The following is a 17,373-nucleotide window of genomic DNA, read 5'->3' as shown; positions in this document are numbered from 1 at the left end:
GCAGCCCGCGCGGGCGTGCGCGGTCAGGCCGCGTCTAGCCCGTATAGCGAATGCAAAGTCCGCACCGCAAGCTCGGCATAGGCCGCGTCGATCAGCACCGAGATCTTGATCTCGGAGGTGGTGATGGCGCGGATGTTGATGCCGCGCTCGGCGAGGCCGCGGAAACAGGCGGCGGCGACGCCGGCGTGGCTGCGCATGCCGATGCCGATCACCGACACCTTGACGACGTTGATCGCCCCTTCGATCTCGGCGTAGCCGATCGCCTCGCGGGCGGTCTCGATCACCTTGCGGGCGCGGTCATAGTCGGCCGCCGGCACGGTGAAGGTGATGTCGGTCGTGCGGCCGTCGCCGGCGACGTTCTGCACGATCATGTCGACGTTGATGTTCGCTTCCGCGAGCGGCACGAACACGGCGGCGGCGACGCCCGGCTTGTCGGCGACGCGCCGGATCGAGATCTGCGCCTCGTCCTTCGAGTAGGCGATGCCGGTGACGACCTGATTCTCCAAGATCTCCTCCTCGCCGCAAATCAGCGTCCCGGGGGGAAGGTTACCTTCGCCGACCTGCGGGGCGTTCGGGTCGTCGAAACTCGAGCGGACGAACGTGCGCACGCCATGCACCATGGCGAGCTCGACCGAGCGGACCTGCAGCACCTTGGCGCCCTGCGAGGCCATCTCCAGCATCTCCTCGTAGGAGACGCGGGCGAGGCGGCGCGCGCGCGGCACGACGCGCGGGTCGGTGGTGTAGACGCCGTCGACGTCGGTGTAGATGTCGCAGCGGTCGGCGCCGATCGCGGCGGCGAGCGCCACGGCGCTGGTGTCGGAGCCGCCGCGGCCGAGGGTGGCGATGCGGTTGTCGGGGGCGATGCCCTGGAAGCCGGCGACCACGGCCACCTGGCCCTGGGCGATGCGCTCCTTCAGGAGCTCGCAGGAAATGCCGGTGATGCGGGCGGCGCCGTGGGCGGCGTCGGTGAGGATCGCCACCTGCCAGCCCTGCCAGGAGCGGGCGTTGACGCCGATCGACTGCAGCACGATCGCGAGCAGCCCGGACGTCACCTGTTCGCCGGCAGACACCACGGCGTCGTATTCGCGGGCATCGTGCAGCAGCGAGGCCTCGCGGCACCAGCCGACGAGCTTGTTCGTCTCGCCCGCCATCGCCGAGACGACGACGGCAACCTCGTTGCCGGCGTCGACCTCGCGCTTGACGTGCGCGGCGACGTTGCGGATGCGGTCGAGATCGGCGACGGACGTGCCGCCGAACTTCATGACGAGACGGGCCATTCGAGAGGCTCTGTAGCGGCCGGAGGGTCGGCGGCTGTCGTTGGACCCGGCGCACCGTGGAAGCGGTCCGCCGGGCCGGCGGGATCGGCGGCGGGTGATACAGGAAAGGTCGCGCTCCCGCAACGGCATGGCCGCCGATCGGAGTGGTTCCAGGGCGTCGCCGGGGCGCGCGGCGGCGCGGCGGGTCGACGCGCGCCGGCAGCATCCGCCTCGTGTATGGTCGGGCTTCCTCCGCACTCCCGAGTCGACGCCCGCCATGACCGATCCTTCGACCGCCGACGGCGCCCCGGTGCCGCTGGCCATGCCCTTCGCCGTCGCCGATGGCATCCTGCGCCTGAAGATTCCGGTTCCGATCAAGGAGCTCGAGTTCGTCAACGCCTACGCGCTCGACGACGGCGACGGCTGGACACTGGTCGACGTCGGTTTCGGCGACGGTCCGACACGGGCGCTGTGGACCGAGTTGCTCGCCCGCGGCCCGCTCGCCGGGCGGCCGATCCGGCGCATCGTCGTGACGCACTACCACCCCGACCACTACGGCGCCGCCGGCTGGCTCTCGCGCACCGTCGACGCGCCGATCCTGATGCTGCCGGAGGGCCATGCGCTCGCAGCGCGCCTAGCCCGTACCGATCCCGCCGAGGCCTCGGAGGCGGCGGCCCGCCACTACCGGCGCTGCGGCTTCACCGCCGACGAAGCGGCGGAGATGGCCCATAACGGCCGCGGCCTCAGCCGCACTTATCCGGACCTCGCCGAGAGCGTCGTGCCACTCGACCCCGCCGTGCCGCTTCGCGCCGGCGGAAGCGACTGGACGGTGATCGAGACCGCCGGCCACTCCCCCCACCACGCCTGCCTGTGGTCGGCCGAGCGCGACCTCCTGCTCGTCGGCGACCAGATCCTGCCGAAGATCAGCCCGAACGTCGGCGTCGCCTGGTGGAGCCCGGAGCTCGACGGCGTCGGCGCCTTCCTCGAGGCGAACGCCCGGCTGGTCGCGACGGTCGGCGATCCGCTGGTGCTGCCGGGCCACAACGAGCCGTTCCGTGGGCTCGCCGCGCGGGCGGGCGAGATCGCCGGCCAGCACGAACAGCGCCTCGCCGCCGCCGTCGGCGCGGCCGAGGCGCCGGTGCGGGTGCGCGACGTGCTGCCCTTCCTGTTCAAGCGCCCGCTCGCGGGCTTCCACCTGCTGCTCGCCACCGGCGAGGCACTGTCGCACCTCAATCACCTCGTCGCGACGGAGCGGCTCGTGCGCGTCGAGGCGGACGGCGTCTGGCGCTTCCAGCAGGCCTGACGGCCGGATCGCCGGGGATCAGGTGGACGGGGCAGCCGCGGTGCGGGCCTGCGCCCACGCCACGAAGTCCGGAAAGGGCAGCGGCCGGGCGAAGTGGTAGCCCTGGCCGTAGGTGCAGCCCATCTGCCGGAGCGTCGCTGCCGCCGCCGCGTCCTCTATGCCCTCTGCCACCGCGGCGATGCCGAGCTCGTCGGCGAGCCTGAGGATCGTCTGGATGATGCGCGCGTTGACGCGGCTGTCGGCGAGCGCCAGCACGAACGAGCGGTCGATCTTCAGGGTCGTGATCGGCAGTGTCGCGAGGTAGCTGAGGCTCGAATAGCCGGTGCCGAAGTCGTCGATGGCGACGCCGAGGCCGCGCGCCCGCAGGTCGTTGAGAATCTTCGCCGCCCCGTCCGGGTTGGCCATCAGCATGCTCTCGGTGATCTCGAGCTTGACGCTCGCCGGCGAGATACCGGCGTCGGCGACGGCGTCACCCACCGTCGTGGCGAACTGCGGGCGGGCGAGATCTCGACCCGAGACGTTGACGGTGACGAAGAAGCCGCCCGACGCCCCGCCCGCGGCTCCGGCGAGGGCGTCGCGGCGGCCGATCGCCTCCGCGACGCACCAGTCGGTGAGCCGCTCGATCAGGCCGCTCGCCTCGGCAGCGGGGATGAAATCGCCCGGCGGCACGAGGCCGCGCTTGGGGTGGCGCCAGCGCGCCAGCCCCTCGCAGCCGGCGAGCGTACCGTCGGCGAGGCGGACGATCGGCTGGTAGAAAAGCTCGAACTCGCCCGCCGTGAGCCCGCGGTCGATCTCGCGTTCGAGCTCGATCATCTCGAAGGCGGCGCCGAGCTCGCCGCCTCGCGCCGTCGTCGCGATCCGCGGCGTATCGGTCTCGGCCACGGCCTCGCGGAAGCGCTCGGTCGCGAGCTTCAGGCAGAGGCGCAGGACGGGATCGGCGTCAGCGATGCGGCGCTCGATCTGATCGGCGGTGATCGGCACGAGCTCGCTGGCGACGGTGGCGCGCGCGCCGGCCGTGCGCGGGCGACGGTCGAGCGCCGACATCTCGCCGAGGAGGTCGCCGGGCCCGAGGTTCGCCACTACCTGCTCGCAGTCGTCGCGGAAGCGGAAGACCTCGATGCTTCCCGACTTGATCAGGAAGGCGGCGTTGCCCTCGTCCCCCTCGTTGAAGAGCATCGCGCCGGCGGGCAGGAAGAGATTGTCGGGATAGGGCGCGCTGAACACGGGGAAGCTCCGTCGGAAGGCGAGGCGACCGATTGTACAGCACCGGACGCGCCGGCGTCGGTGGTTCCTGCCTGCACCGGTTCCTGCCTGCCGCCGGCGCCTACAGCGATGCGGCGCTCGCGAGCGTGGCGCGCTTCTCGATGCAGTAGTAGCCGGAGATGCGGGAGATCACGCCGGTGCGGCGGAAGTCGTTGAGGATGCGGCTGACGTTCTCGCGCGCGCCGCCGGCCATCGAGGCGATCTCCGCCTGCGAGACCTTGTAGTGGATGAGTGTGCGGTCTGGATCGACGGGCCGCCCGAAGCTGTCGGCGAGCTGGAGCAGCGCCTGCGCCACCCGCCCCGGCAGCGGCAGGAAGCTGCGCGCCGCCAGCACGTCGTTGGCGTGGCGCAGCCGGCTGCCGACGATGCGCAGCATGTGGCGGTAGATCTCTGGCGTCTCGCTCGCCAGCCGGTCGAAGGCGACGCGCTCCATGAAGGCGAGCGTCGAGTCCTTCAGGGCCACCACCGTCGCCGAGCGCGGCCTGCCGTCGAACAGGGCGAGTTCACCGAACACCGCGCCGGAGCCGAGCACGGCGAGGAGCTGCTCGTCGCCATCGGCCGACAAGAGGATAACTTTCAAGGAGCCGTCGAGGACGGTGTAGAGGCCGTCGCCCGGGTCGCCGGCCGAGAACAGCACCTTGCCCTGCGGCACCGTCACGACGCGGGCGAGTGCTGCGAGGCGCGCGGCGAGCGTGCCCGACAGGCCTTCGAGCGAGAAGCTCGCATCGAGAAAGCGCTCGTCCACCGGCATGTCCGCCTCCATCCCGTCGCGGCGCGGAGTATACGGAAAGTTGCCCGGCCTGCCTCAGAAAAGTCAGGGCGCGAGCGGGTCGCCGACGGGGTCGGAAACGCGGAACAGCGCGTAGCGGGCGACCGTCGCGTTGTCGGCGCGACGCGTCACCGTGCCGAGCGGCTCGACGAAGCGGAAGCGGGCGGTGAGGCGCTCGGTCTCGCCGGCGCGCTCGCGCAGGACGAGCAGCCCCGGCCGGGCGAGAAGGTCGGCGGACGGCGGCGGGGCGGCGGCGTAGCGCAGCCTTTCGTCGAGCTGCACCACCGGCACGTCCTTGAGTTCCCACGACAGCATCGCAGTCGGGCCATAGGCGCCGGTGGCGATCCAGGCCGCCCCCACTTCCACCCGCTTCGCCTCGATCTCGGCGGCGGCTGCGTCCCAGCCGCGATAGCGCCGAGCCGGATCCAGGCCGGCGAGGCCGAAGCCGGAGGGGTGCATCAGGAGCAGGAAGGCGACGAGGCCGGTGGCGATGCCGACCGGCGCCACCCACGCCCTGAGCGCCGAGAGCATGCGGCCTGTTCGGCCCGACAGGTCGCCGGTGCGCGCGGCGGCGGCGGCGGCGATCAGCGCGAAGGCCGGATAAAGCGGCGCCGGCCAGTTCGCCTGCACGCGGTCGTGCAGGGCATGGACGAGAAGGTAGAGGGCGAAGGGGATGCTGGAGAGGACCAGCAGCGACCGGCCCGCCTCCCCTGCCCCGTCGGCTTCGGCTGAGCCGCCCGAGGCCGTCCGCCGTCGTCCCGCGAGCCACAGGCCGGCGACGACGAAGGGCACCATCAGCGGCCCGAGAAGTCCGATCTGCCCGCCGAGGAGCTCCGGCAGGTAGGCGAGCGTCCACTCGGAGGCCGCGGCCCGCCCGAACTGCTTCTCGAACGAGGCCCAGTCATGGGCGGCGTTCCAGGCGATGACCGGCGCAAACAGCAGCACCGCGAGGAGGCCGCCGGCCCACAGCCACGGATCGGCGAGCCAGCGCCGCCGCTCGGCCGAGACGACGAGCCACAGCACGAGGCCGGCGCCGAGGAACAGCGTCGAGTACTTCGACTGCAGGCCGAGGCCGGCGAACAGGCCGACGGCCAGCCACCAGCGACCGTCGCCGGAGCGCACCTTCTCCAGCACCGCCCAGAGCGCCAGCCCCCAGAACAGCGTCGCCGGCTGGTCGGGGGTGGCGACGACGCTGCCGATGCCGACGAGCAGCGTCGCGTTGAACCAGATGACCGCTCTCGCGGCGGTGGCGGCGTCGCCCGCGACGATCAGCGCCGAGCGCCACAGCGCCAGCGAGCCCACCATCACCGACAACACGGACACGAGCCGCACGCCGAGCGCGGTGTCGCCCGCCACCGCCATGCCGCCGGCCATCCACCAGGCGACCATCGGCGGGTGGTCGAGATAGCCGAAGGCAGGATGGAGCGCCCAGAGGCGGTAGTAGGCTTCGTCCTCGGTGAGCGGCGCGTAACCGGCGACGGCGAGGCGGACGAGAGTGAGCGCTGCGACGACCGCTGCTGCGCCGACGGCCGAGCCGAAGAAGCGGCCCGCGCGCGTCACCTGACGCGCCACGTGACGACGGCGCTCGCCCCGTAGTTCCACACCGCGCCCACGAGCGCCCCGGCGATGCCGGCGACCCACCAGCCGGGATCCATGCCGTAGACCCACTTGGCGACGCCGACATTGGCGAGCACGCCGATGCCGCAGACGGCATAGAAGCTGAGGAGCCCGCGCACCGCCCGCCACCCCTTCAGCCGGCGGTCGCGGTAGGTCAGGTGGTTGTTGAGGAAGAAGTTGGTCGTCATGGCGATGAAGGTCGCCGCTGTCTGGGCGGCAGCGAAGCCGACATCGAGCGCGAGCAGGGCGCGCAGGCAGCCGAGGTGGACGACAACACCCGACAGCCCGACGAGCGCGAACAGTACGAAGCGCACCGAAACCATGCCGCCGAGAAGCTTCGACACGATGAGACCCGCGAATTCGAACACCACCAGCGCATCGAGCTTGCTCTCGCCGGCCCCGCGCTCCCGGAACACGTAGCCGAACTCCGCGATACGCGGTCGGCGTTCCATCGACACGATGATGTCGAGCAGGATCTTGAAGCCCTGGGTGGAGAGCTGGTCGGCCACCGCCTCCACCGCATCCCGGCGCAACATGAAGAAGCCGCTCATCGGGTCGGTGAGGCGGACGCGCAGGAGCATCCGCGCGAGCGTGTTGGCGACAGTCGAGACGGTGCGACGCTGCGACGACAGGCCGTCGGTGGCGGACCCTTCCGCGAACCGGCTGCCGACGGCGATGTCGGCCTCCCCCGAGCGCACCGCCGACAGCATCAGTGGCAGCAGCGCCTCGTCGTGCTGCAGGTCGGCGTCCATGACGGCCACGATCGGTGCGGAACTCGCCAGCATCCCCTCGATGCAGGCGCCGGCGAGGCCGCGGCGGCCCACGCGGCGGATGCAGTGGACGCGCGGATCGACGTCGGCGATCTCCTTGGCGAGCGCCGCGGTGCCGTCCGGGCTGTCGTCGTCGACGACGATCACCTCCCAGTCGACACCCTCGAGGGCGCGGCCGACGCGGGCGATCGCCTCGGCGATGTTGCCGCGCTCGTTGTAGGTCGGCAGCACCACCGTCACTTCCGGGGCGGCGCGGTGCGGCAGCGGCGCGCCGGCCGGGCTCAGACGGTGCGGGATGGGGGCGTCGTTCACGGAGGCTCGATCGGTCGCGCCCGCAGGGCTGTCACGGGCGAGCGGCAAACTAGGCAAGCGGCGGCGGTTTGCAAGCGGGCTTGCAGGCAGCGCGTCCGTGTCTCCCTCAGCGGACACCCACGCCCGACGCGAGCAGGCCGGCATAGATCGCCATCGACAGGGCATAGAGCACCATCACCACGGCGTAGCCGGCAAGCCGCTGCCGCCGGCCCGCAGCCGGCGCGAGCCACCAGCGGAAGCGGCGCGCCGCCGCCGGCACCGCCCACCAGCCGAGGATCTGCGAGGCGAAGAGGTTGCCGAGGAAGAGCGCCAGCCACGGCGGCACGCCCACGTCGGCGACTGGTCCGGCGAGCACGAGGTTCCACAGCGCCACCACCGGATAGAGCACGAGCAGCACGATGAGGTTGGTGCGCAGGATAGCGAAATTGTCCCGGCCGCCCGCCTCGCCCTCCCGGAACCAGAAGCCGAAGCCGTAGCTGTTGCGGCGGTACTGCATCCGCTCGATGAAGCGCTGCCCCTCGGCGAGCACGGCCGTTCGCTCAGGCGAGGCGAGCCAGCGGTCGAGGTCGGCGTCGGTGGCGTAGGAGACGACCACCACCCAGTCGTCGTGGAGGCCCGGCTTCGGCGCCTCGATCTTGTGGCGCAGGAAGCCCGCAAAGGCGGTCTCGGCGTCCTGGATGCGCCGCTGCCAGGCCTCGAACTCAGCCGCGTCGGCGGGATCGATCGTGTAGGTGAAGACGACGGAGACGGCCGCGTCGTGCTCGCCGCCGGCATCGGGAAAGAGGCGCGTCTCCTCCGGCCCGATGAGGTCGCGGCGGATCTCGGCGAGGAGCCGCGCGCGTTCGGGCGAATCGAGCCAGGCGCGCGCAGCGGCGAGCGTCTCGAACCTCTGGATAACCAGCCAGTCGAGCTGGTGGGGCGGCGCCGGCGGCACCAGTTCCTGGCGCAGGAAGCCCGGCACGCTGCGCAACTGCTCACTGACCTTCGCCTGCCAGCGCGTGAACTCGGCATAGGCCTCGTCCGCCACACGCCGGCGCACGACGAGGGCGATACGCCCGCCCGGCCCCTGTTCCGCCATCCGCCCCGCTCCCCTGCCCCGCCGCGGCGACGCGCGCCACGCCATGAGCATCGCGGCGCGGGTGGTCCGCGTCCAGCGGCAGCGGCCTCACTCTACGACCGCCGGGCCGTCGCCGTCGGCGGGGTTCGCAATCGGGGCACGCGGGTATATGAGCGAGGCTCCCGCCCGCCCTTCCGCCCGAGGATCCGCCATGACCACCCCCGCTTCCGGCCCCGCTGCGGGTCTGTTGCAGCCGGTCGCTGCGGGCATGCTCGCGGCCTTCGTCGGCTTCGGCTCGTCGTTCGCGGTGATCGTCGCCGGCCTCTCGGCGATGGGCGCGAGCCCCGACGAGGCGGCCTCGGGCCTCACCATGCTGACGATCGGCATGGGTGTCGCCGGCATGGCGCTGAGCGCGTGGACGAAGATGCCGATCTCGGTCGCCTGGTCGACGCCGGGCGGCGCGCTGCTCGCCACCACGGCGGCGGTCGAAGGCGGCTTTCCGGCCGTCGTCGGCGCCTTCCTCGTCACCGGCCTGCTGCTCGTCGCCGCCGGCTCGTGGAAACCGTTCGGCCGGCTCGTCGCGGCGATTCCCGGCCCCCTCGCCGGCGCCATGCTCGCCGGCATCCTGCTGCCCTTGGTGCTGGCGCCGTTCCAGGCGGTGGGCGAGATCCCGCTACTGATGCTGCCGGTGATGCTGGTCTGGCTGATCGTCGGGCGCTTCTGGCGCCTCTATGCCGTGCCGGCGGCGCTCATCGCGGCGATCGTCGCGCTGGCGCTCGATCCCGGCGCGCTCGCCGGCCCCATCCCCGACCTGTCGCCGACCTTCGTGCTGGTGACGCCGACCTTCACCCTGGACGCCCTCATCGGCGTGGCACTGCCCCTGTTCCTGGTGACGATGGCCTCCCAGAACATCCCCGGCCTCGCCGTCCTCGCCACCTACGGCTACCGACCCCACCCCGGCCCGCTGATCGCCTGGACCGGCGTCGCGTCGGTGCTGGTCGCCCCGTTCGGCGCGCTGTCGATCAACCTCGCGGCGATCACCGCGGCGCTCTGCGCCGGGCCCGACGCCCACCCGCTTCCAGAGCGGCGCTGGATAGCAGCCTTCGCCGCCGGCTGCGCCTACGTGCCGATCGGCCTCGCCGCCACCGCCGCCGTGGTGCTCGTCTCGCTGGCGCCGCCGCTGCTCATCCAGGGCGTCGCCGGGCTGGCGCTGCTTGGCGCCTTCGCCGCCGCAATCCTGAAGGGTCTGGAGAGCGAGCCGGACCGCATCGCCGCCCTCGTCACCTTCCTGCTCGCCGGCTCCGGCCTCGCCTTCCTCGGCATCGGCTCCGCCTTCTGGGGCCTCGTCGCCGGCCTCGCCGTCTCCGCCCTGCACGGCAGGTTGTGGAGGCGCGGGGGGTAGCTGCGGACGGCAGTGGATATCATTGTCCGTTCGAGAGAACCTGCTTCCGCAAGTGCCACATGTCCTGCCGCCAGTCTCGGACGCCGGACGTGGGCGTCGAGAAGAGACGGAGGACCGCTTGAGCCGCTCTCGCCTCGAACGCATGCGGGCCAACCCGGCCGGCGACTGGACGATCGAGGACGTCAAGGCCATATGCCGAGAGAACGAGGTGCTTTGCGAGCCCGCGCGGGGCGGCAGTTCCCACTACAAGGTCGCGCACCCGAACATTGCCGAGAAACTGACCGTGCCCTACAAGAGGCCGATCAAGGCCATCTAAATCCGAAAGCTCGTCGCGTTTATCGACGCTGTCAGGAGGGGCCGATGACCTCGCTCGTATATCCGGTGACGATCGAGCCACTGTCCGAGGCTGACGGCGGCGGCTTCGTCGCGTTCGTGCCCGATCTTCCCGGCTGCATGTCGGATGGCACGACGCCCGAAGAGGCGCTCGCCAATGTCCAGGACGCAATCGCGACCTGGATCGAAGCCGCCCGAGACGTGGGCCATCCAGTGCCGTCACCGACGAGGCACGTCGTCGCCGCGGAGTGAGCAATCTATCCTCCCCAGCGTGATCCGGCCGCAATTGGCCGGCCCTTAGCCGGGCCTGGCCGTCGTCCTCTACTCGACAGCAGTCGCGCGACCGCATTCCGTCACTGCATATCGTGAGCCTTCGGCATCTTGCCGCCGCCCGCTTCATCGTCTATCGACGATGGCCGATCACCCGCGGGATTTCCCACCGATGCGCTATCCGGCGACCGACCTCGATTCCGCCGGGCTGCTGAAGGCGCTCGCCCATCCGGCGCGGCTTGCGATCATCGAGGCGATCGGGGCGGCGGGCGGGTGCTGCTGCGGTGACATCGTCCGCCGGCTGCCGCTCGCGCAGTCGACGGTGTCGCAGCACCTGAAGATCCTGAAGGAGTCCGGGCTCATCCAGGGCGTCATCGAGGGGCCGCGCGCCAACTACTCGATCGACCGCGCAAGGGCGCTGGCGGCAGCGACCATGCTGCGCGGCCTCGCCGGCCAGATCGAGGCGGGCGTCGCCGGCTGCTGCCGGACCAACGAGACCACAAAGCAGGCCGATCTCGACATCCGGGAAACGGTCTGAGCCAGGGACAACGACGACCATGCAAGCTCCGAAGCCGCGCGTCCGCGGCCGCGTTTCCGCCGACCGGGGGCAGACCCTCGCCGCGCTGGCGAACCTGTGGCCCTACATGTGGCCGGAGGGGCGGCCGGACCTGAAGGTGCGGGTCGTCGCGGCGATCTTCGCGCTGGTGGTGGCGAAGGTCATCACGGTGCTCGTGCCCTACACCTACAAGTGGGCGACGGATTCCCTCGTCAGCGACGAGACCTCGCGGGCAGCCGCGGTCGGCGCCATGCTGTGGGTGCCGATCATGCTGGTGCTCGCCTATGGCGGCGGCCGCGTGCTGGCGATGGGCTTCAACCAATTGCGCGACGCGCTGTTCGCCCGCGTCGGCCAGCACGCCGTGCGCACCCTCGCTAACGAGACCTTCTCCCACCTGCACGCCCTGTCGCTGCGCTTCCACGTGCAGCGGCGCACTGGCGCGCTGTCGCGCGTCATCGAGCGCGGCACCAAGGGCATCGAGACGGTGGTGCGCTTCGCCATTCTCAACTCGATGCCGACGTTGCTCGAGTTCGTGCTGACGGCGATCGTCATCTGGTACCAGTTCAACGTCTGGTATGTGGGCGTCGTTGCCGCCACCCTGTGGCTCTACATGTGGTTCACCGTGGCGATGTCGAACTGGCGCATCGCCATCGTCCGCCAGATGAACGACAGCGACAACGAGGCGAGCGGCAAGGCGGTCGACTCCCTCCTCAACTTCGAGACCGTCAAGGTCTTCGGCAACGAGCGCCTGGAGAGCGAGCGCTTCGACAAGTCGATGGCGCGCTACGAGCAGTCGGCGATCAAGACCTGGACGTCGCTCGCCTGGCTGAACCAGGGCCAGACGGTGATCTTCACCATCGGCATGGTCTCGTGCATGGGGCTGTCGGCGTTTGCGGTGGCGCGCGGCGACCAGACCGTCGGCGACTTCGTGATGATCAACGCGCTGATGATGCAGCTGTCGATCCCGCTGAATTTCATCGGCTTCGTCTACCGCGAGATCCGCCAGGGCCTCGCCGACATCGAGGCGATGTTCAACCTGCTCGGCGTGCCGCCGGAGGTCTCCGACAAGGACGGTGCCGCACCGATCGTCGTCGGGCGCGGCGAGATCCGCTTCGAGAACGTCGCCTTCCACTACGACGCCGACCGCGAGATCCTGAAGGGCGTCGACTTCGTCGTGCCCGCGGGCCGCACGGTGGCGATCGTCGGCCCCTCCGGTGCCGGCAAGTCGACCATCGCCCGCCTGCTCTACCGCTTCTACGACGTCACCGGCGGACGCATCCTGATCGATGGCCAGGACATCCGCGACGTCACCCAGGAGAGCCTCCGGCGGATGATCGGCATCGTCCCGCAGGACACCGTGCTGTTCAACGACTCGATCGCCTACAACATCCGCTACGGCCGTCCCGCGGCGAGCGAGGAGGAGGTGCGCCAGGCGGCGCAACTCGCCCAGATCGCCGGCTTCGTCGAGACGCTGCCGAAGGGCTACGACACCGAGGTGGGCGAGCGCGGGCTGAAGCTGTCGGGCGGCGAGAAGCAGCGTGTCGCGATCGCCCGCACCATCCTGAAGGCGCCGCCGATCCTGGTGCTCGACGAGGCCACCTCGGCGCTCGACACCCGCACCGAGCAGGAGATCCAGACCGCCCTCGACCAGGTCTCGGCGAACCGCACCACCGTCGTCGTCGCGCACCGGCTGTCGACGGTGGTGAACGCCGACGAGATCCTCGTGCTCGAGCAGGGCCGCGTCGTCGAGCGCGGCACCCATGCCGGGCTGATCGCCGCCGACGGCCTCTATGCGGTGATGTGGCGCCGCCAGCAGGAGGCGCGCGAGGCCGGCGAGCCGGACGCGGACGATGCCAACGACGGGGAACGCGTCACGGGCTCGTCGGACGCCGCGGATCTGGCCCTGACCAAGCCGGAAGCCGTCGGCTGAACCGGGCGCGACGCGGCGCGGAGTGGCCTCCGTCGCCGCGGCCCCTGTCGCCCTCCTCAGCGCGGGATGACGAACACCTGGCCGGGATAGATCAGGTCCGGATTGCGGATCTGCTTGCGGTTGGCGCGGTAGATGGCGGTGTAGCGCACGCCCCGGCGCTTGCCGTAGTAGCGCTCCGCCAGCGTCCACAGGTCGTCACCCTTGCGGATGCGGATCTTCCGCATGCCGGCCCCCGCCGCAGCGTCGGCGCGGGCAGCCGTGGTCCCGGCGGCGGCTGCGGGGGCGGCCGGCTCGGGCGCCGCGGCGATCATCGCCGTCTCGGCGACCGTGGGCGGCGGCAGGACGACGGCCGGCGTCTCCGGCGTCGCCGGCGCATCGGCGATCTCGGCCGCCGACAGCACCTCGAAGGGCACCGCCGAGCGCGCCATCACCGTGCCGGTGGCGGGGTCGACCTGGTCGGCACGCACGGTGTGGTCGCCCGGCCCGACGGTATGCGGACCGGTGAACGTCCAGCGGCCGGCCGCGTCCGCCACCGCCTCGCCGACCGGCGCGTCGTTGACGTAGAGCCGCACCGTCGCACCCGGCAGGCTGGCGCCGGTGACGGTGACGGTGTCGCCGTCCTTCTCCACCATCCCGACCGCCAGGGCGGCCGCCGCGGGCGTTTCCGGCGCGGCAGCAACGGCAGGCTCAGCCGGGGCGGGCTGGGAGGCCGTGGCGGCAGGTTGTGACGGGGCAGCGGCCTGCGACGTGGCGGCGTTACCGCCGGTGGCGAACGGCTGCGCCCACGTCGGCGGCGGGGCGGCGCTCCCGGGCGCGGCGGCGACCGCGGCGGGTGCCGCTCCAGCGACCGCACCCGCGGTGGCGGCAGGCGCGGCGGAACCGCCGGATGCGGCGTCGGCCGTCGCGGCCGCTGGTGCACCGGACGCGGCGGCGACGGCGGCCGGCGCCTCCGGCTGCTGCAACACCTTCGTCGGCGCATCCGGCGACATCAGCGCCACCATCGGCGGTTCGCTCTTGCCCTGCGGGATCGACACGGCGATGCGGTCGACCGACTCGACCTGGCGGGACCCATCGGGCGTCGCCCCGACGATGGTGACGACATATTCGCCCGGCCCCAGCGGCTCCTCGAGGGTGATCACCCATTCGCCGCTGTCATTGGCGCGCGTGCGGCCGATTTCCTTGCCGTTGGCGAACAGCGCGATGACCATGCCCGGCTCGGACCGGCCGGCCATGACCGCATCGCCGCCCGGCTCGACCCGGACGACGTCGAAGGTGGGCGCTCCCGTCGGCGGCGCGGCCTCGCCCGCGACGGTCGGCACGACGGGCTCGGGCTGCGAGATCGTCTCCGGCGCGGCAGCCGTGGCGGGCGGTGCGGGAGCCGTGTCGTTGGACGCGGCGGTGCCGGCGGGCGCGGCGCCGTCGGCGGCCGTGTCCGCCGGAGTGGAACCGGTGCCGGTGGCGGATGTCGAGGCGGAGGAGCCGGCGGTCGCGGCGGTGTCGGCCGCGCCTTCGGTCGCCGGGGTCGCGGGGGCAGACAGCGCATCTGCGGGCGAGGCCGCCGATGAAGACGTGTCGGAAGTCGAGGCGGCGGGCGCGCTCTCCGCCGTGGCCGACGGCGCCTCCGCGGCGGGCGCGGTCGCGGCGGCCTCGCGCTCCGCCGTCTGGCGCTGGTGCTCGCCATAGAGCAGGTAGCCGCCACCGCCGACGACGACGAGGAGCAGGACGATGCCGAGGAGCCGGCGCGAGGTGCCCATACCGATGTTCCCGCCAGGACCGGAGGACGCCACACGGCGCGGCAGCCATCTCCGGCCAGCCACTGAGACTGTGCGGCGCCGACCGACCCCCGTCGCGCCCTCCCGGCGAAGCGGCGGCGCGAGTCGCGGCGGCATCCGCTGTCTTTCCGTTATACGCGATGCACGGGCACAGCAAGTTAACGCGGCGGCTGCCGCGAAGATCGTGGCAGTAGTGTGACGACGGCGACACGAGCCGGCGCCCGCCGCGCGGCCGGCGCGCGCCGGGTGACGTCACCGGCGCGCGCAACGCGACGCGGACGCGAGCGTTGCGAGGCGGCGGCCGATCCGCTATGAGAGCCTTCAGCCGTCGACGCGCCTCCTGGGGCGCCGTCGCGCAGGCACCCGTAGCTCAGCTGGATAGAGCGTTGCCCTCCGAAGGCAAAGGTCACACGTTCGAATCGTGTCGGGTGCGCCATATTTTTCAATCACTTGCGATCTCCCTTTACGATGCCACACCGCGACAGGAAGCATATAGGAAGCAGCCTACAGCGAGCTTCTATATGGGCTGCTACAAATGCCTGAATTGAGCCAAGAAGACATACGACTGGCAATCGGCCGCGGTGATATCGGGGGAGTTTCGCTTGATACCTCAATCTTCTACAAATACAATCTAAGATTAACTAGCAAGGGCTTGCTGAGTTTTCGTCAGTTTACTGGGACGAGGACCCGATTTGTTGTAGCCGATACAGTGGAGTTTGAGGTCAGAAAGGGTCTAACTGCGTCAGTAGCGCGGGCTTTTCAAGATTTCTTTGACGCATCTAAGAAGCTAGAGCAATTTGTTGACTCGGGTATTGTTTTTTGTGAGATGCCTGACCCGGCTACCAAGGCAGATGAAATTTTCGATGAGTATGTTGCTGCTAGTGGACTGGAGATTCTAGGCGCTACTACGTATTGCTCAATATCCGACATTCAGAAAGCCTATTTTCAAACAACTCCGCCTTTTGCCAACAAGACAGGAAAGAAAGAGGAATTTCCTGACGCGATTGCTCTTAGTATTCTTGAAGGATGGGCTGAGTCTCAGCAGAAATATGTATTGGTTGCGTCAAACGATTCTGGCTGGATGGCTTATTGCAAGACATCAAAGTGGCTAGTTTCAGTGCAGAATGTCGGAACTATGTTAGATCTATTTAACCGAAGCGACGAATTTATCGTAGAAAAGGTAAGATCAATTTTAGGACAACCCCTAGGCGGCGATCTCGAGGGCATGGTTGAGTCTGCTATTGAAACATATGCGGAGCGGATTTCGCTCGATGTCGACGCAAGTTCACCATTGTACTTTGAGACCGAGGATTATGGCGCGGCAGCCACAGGTCACGATTTTTCAGATCCTCTACAAATAAAGATGCTTGAGGCAAGCAAAGATGAATTTACTGTATCAATCGCAATAACGATCCACCTTCGTACCGAAGTTCACGTTGAATTTCTCGCCAGAGACGAAGACGGGGCCTTCTCTCTTGGCTCAGACTCAGTAGAGCATGATTTTACTGTTCCAGCTGAATTACTACTAAGCGCCGACCGCCCCGGTCCAGAAGGAATTGAGTTCTTAACTTGCGAAGTAATTGGTCCGGGAGACGTTCACGTAGACTTAGGTTATCTTCATCCATTTCGTGATGAGTAAGGACTATAAAAACAACAGTCCGTCCGGCCGATCAGTTGTGTAGACGCTGACGCCGCTTTCACCCGCCGATGCGCGCCCCACCGCCATCGCCGCGGCAACGGCCACGTAGATCCGATCGCGGCTACGACCCTTGTGGAACATCCTGTTCCCGGCCTTGTCGGTCTCGACAGCGACGTTCTCGAAGCACCATCGCAGCAATGGATGGCCGCCGTGGCGAAAGCGGCGGCCGACCACGGCGCGCTCGAGCGCCATCACCGCCGGCGCCATCGTCACCCACCCCTGCCGCAATTCAACGGCTGGGAAGCCATCCCGGGGCGCCCCGCCACCCGGCACCCATCGCCCCATTCGCCTCTCCTCAACACATGTCCGGCTATCGTCCCCGCCGTCCGCCACCGGAGGCCCGCGTTGGAAACGTCCCTGTATGAGCCCGTCAAGCGCTTCCTCGAAGGGCTCGGCTACACCGTCAAGGGCGAGATCGGTCCCTGTGACCTGGTCGGGCTGCGGGGCGATGATCCGGCGGTGGTGGTGATCGGCGAGCTGAAGCTCGCGTTCAACCTCGAGCTCATCCTGCAGGGGGTCGATCGCGCGACCGCCGCGGACGAGATCTGGCTGGCGGCGCAGCTTTCCGTCAGAGGCAAGGGGCGGGAGAGTGATCCGCGCTATCGCAATCTCTGCCGGCGCCTCGGCTTCGGGTTGCTCGGGGTGTCGGCGTCCGGCCGCGTCGACATACTCGTGTCACCGGACGCGCCGATGCCGCGGAAGGCGACCGCGCGGCGCTCGCGGCTGGTGGAGGAGCACCGGCGGCGCCAGGGCGATCCCGTCGCCGGCGGCGGCACGCGCAAGCCGATCATGACGGCCTATCGCCAGCAGGCGCTCGCCTGCGCCGCCGCCATGGCGTCAGCGCCCAAGCGGCCGCGCGATCTCAAGCCCGCCTTCCCCGACGCCCAGAAGATCCTCCACCGCAATGTCTACGGCTGGTTCGAGCGGTCGGGGCGCGGGGTCTACGCGCTGACCGACACCGGGCGAAGCGCACTGGCTTCCTGGGCTCCCGGCTTGGCCACAGACCCGGTCGGCGAGGGCGAAGCCACGCGGGATGGGCCATAGGCAGGGGGCCGCGGACGCTC

The 17,373-nt window shown here is 69.9% G+C and carries 15 protein-coding genes, 1 tRNA gene and 1 pseudogene; 9 read left to right on the top strand and 8 right to left on the bottom strand.

All coding sequences use genetic code 11. The annotated features are described in order from the left end of the window. Positions 1-23: 23 nt before the first annotated feature. The gene (locus RUR49_RS11095) at positions 24-1,277 is read right to left on the bottom strand and encodes an aspartate kinase (RefSeq protein WP_409146446.1); all 1,254 of its coding nucleotides are present in this window, start codon (positions 1,275-1,277) and stop codon (positions 24-26) included. Positions 1,278-1,533: 256 nt separating this feature from the next. On the opposite strand from RUR49_RS11095, the gene RUR49_RS11090 reads away from it, so the two are divergent. After that, positions 1,534-2,559: an MBL fold metallo-hydrolase gene (locus RUR49_RS11090; RefSeq protein WP_409146445.1), complete on the top strand. Its 1,026-nt coding sequence runs from the start codon at positions 1,534-1,536 to the stop codon at positions 2,557-2,559. A gap of 18 nt (positions 2,560-2,577) precedes the next feature. Here the strand turns inward: RUR49_RS11090 and RUR49_RS11085 are convergent, their stop codons facing one another. The 5 genes from RUR49_RS11085 to RUR49_RS11065 all read right to left on the bottom strand — a co-directional run bounded on the left by RUR49_RS11085 (position 2,578) and on the right by RUR49_RS11065 (position 8,368). Beyond that, a complete protein-coding gene (locus RUR49_RS11085) occupies positions 2,578-3,783 on the bottom strand; it encodes an EAL domain-containing protein (protein ID WP_409146444.1) in 1,206 nt (401 codons plus the stop codon). Between the two features lie 100 nt (positions 3,784-3,883). After that, the gene (locus RUR49_RS11080; RefSeq protein ID WP_409146443.1) at positions 3,884-4,573 is read right to left on the bottom strand and encodes a Crp/Fnr family transcriptional regulator; all 690 of its coding nucleotides are present in this window, start codon (positions 4,571-4,573) and stop codon (positions 3,884-3,886) included. A 63-nt stretch (positions 4,574-4,636) separates the two neighbouring features. Continuing rightward, on the bottom strand, positions 4,637-6,151 hold the full coding sequence (locus RUR49_RS11075; protein ID WP_409146442.1) for a glycosyltransferase family 39 protein: 1,515 nt from the start codon (positions 6,149-6,151) through the stop codon (positions 4,637-4,639). Continuing rightward, the gene (locus tag RUR49_RS11070; protein ID WP_409146441.1) at positions 6,148-7,290 is read right to left on the bottom strand and encodes a glycosyltransferase family 2 protein; all 1,143 of its coding nucleotides are present in this window, start codon (positions 7,288-7,290) and stop codon (positions 6,148-6,150) included. Before RUR49_RS11070 ends, RUR49_RS11075 begins: the two co-directional genes overlap by 4 nt. 106 nt (positions 7,291-7,396) lie before the next feature. Next, positions 7,397-8,368, bottom strand: coding sequence for an antibiotic biosynthesis monooxygenase (locus RUR49_RS11065; RefSeq protein ID WP_409146440.1), 972 nt, complete (start codon positions 8,366-8,368; stop codon positions 7,397-7,399). A gap of 190 nt (positions 8,369-8,558) precedes the next feature. Between RUR49_RS11065 and RUR49_RS11060 the strand changes: the two genes are divergently transcribed. The 5 genes from RUR49_RS11060 to RUR49_RS11040 all read left to right on the top strand — a co-directional run bounded on the left by RUR49_RS11060 (position 8,559) and on the right by RUR49_RS11040 (position 12,838). Then, entirely contained in the window at positions 8,559-9,749 is a 1,191-nt protein-coding gene (locus RUR49_RS11060) for a benzoate/H(+) symporter BenE family transporter (RefSeq protein ID WP_409146439.1), read from the top strand. A gap of 118 nt (positions 9,750-9,867) precedes the next feature. Then, positions 9,868-10,065, top strand: a complete 198-nt coding sequence (locus tag RUR49_RS11055) for a type II toxin-antitoxin system HicA family toxin (protein ID WP_409146438.1) — start codon at positions 9,868-9,870, stop codon at positions 10,063-10,065. Positions 10,066-10,109: 44 nt separating this feature from the next. After that, positions 10,110-10,334 carry a type II toxin-antitoxin system HicB family antitoxin gene (locus tag RUR49_RS11050; protein ID WP_409146437.1) on the top strand — a complete coding sequence of 75 codons (225 nt, stop codon included), beginning with the start codon at positions 10,110-10,112 and terminating at the stop codon, positions 10,332-10,334. A 190-nt stretch (positions 10,335-10,524) separates the two neighbouring features. Continuing rightward, on the top strand, positions 10,525-10,890 hold the full coding sequence (locus RUR49_RS11045) for an ArsR/SmtB family transcription factor (protein ID WP_409146436.1): 366 nt from the start codon (positions 10,525-10,527) through the stop codon (positions 10,888-10,890). A 19-nt stretch (positions 10,891-10,909) separates the two neighbouring features. After that, on the top strand, positions 10,910-12,838 hold the full coding sequence (locus RUR49_RS11040) for an ABCB family ABC transporter ATP-binding protein/permease (RefSeq protein WP_409146435.1): 1,929 nt from the start codon (positions 10,910-10,912) through the stop codon (positions 12,836-12,838). Positions 12,839-12,894: 56 nt separating this feature from the next. Here RUR49_RS11040 and RUR49_RS11035 read toward each other — a convergent pair whose 3' ends face one another. Next, positions 12,895-14,592 carry a LysM peptidoglycan-binding domain-containing protein gene (locus RUR49_RS11035; protein WP_409146434.1) on the bottom strand — a complete coding sequence of 566 codons (1,698 nt, stop codon included), beginning with the start codon at positions 14,590-14,592 and terminating at the stop codon, positions 12,895-12,897. A gap of 377 nt (positions 14,593-14,969) precedes the next feature. Here RUR49_RS11035 and RUR49_RS11030 point away from each other — a divergent pair. Both RUR49_RS11030 and RUR49_RS11025 read left to right on the top strand, forming a co-directional pair. Continuing rightward, positions 14,970-15,046 (top strand) — tRNA-Arg (locus tag RUR49_RS11030). A 99-nt stretch (positions 15,047-15,145) separates the two neighbouring features. Then, positions 15,146-16,249 carry a PIN domain-containing protein gene (locus RUR49_RS11025; protein WP_409146433.1) on the top strand — a complete coding sequence of 368 codons (1,104 nt, stop codon included), beginning with the start codon at positions 15,146-15,148 and terminating at the stop codon, positions 16,247-16,249. 3 nt (positions 16,250-16,252) lie between these two features. Here RUR49_RS11025 and RUR49_RS11020 read toward each other — a convergent pair. Then, positions 16,253-16,558, bottom strand: a pseudogene (locus RUR49_RS11020) (terminase TerL endonuclease subunit); the annotation flags it as partial. A gap of 96 nt (positions 16,559-16,654) precedes the next feature. Here RUR49_RS11020 and RUR49_RS11015 point away from each other — a divergent pair. After that, positions 16,655-17,353: a DUF2161 domain-containing phosphodiesterase gene (locus RUR49_RS11015; protein WP_409146432.1), complete on the top strand. Its 699-nt coding sequence runs from the start codon at positions 16,655-16,657 to the stop codon at positions 17,351-17,353. Positions 17,354-17,373: the final 20 nt, after the last annotated feature.

This window comes from Pseudoxanthobacter sp. M-2 (assembly GCF_046156265.1).
GTDB lineage: Bacteria > Pseudomonadota > Alphaproteobacteria > Rhizobiales > Segnochrobactraceae > CAMDHY01.
This window is presented reverse-complemented; position numbering and strand designations above follow the sequence as displayed.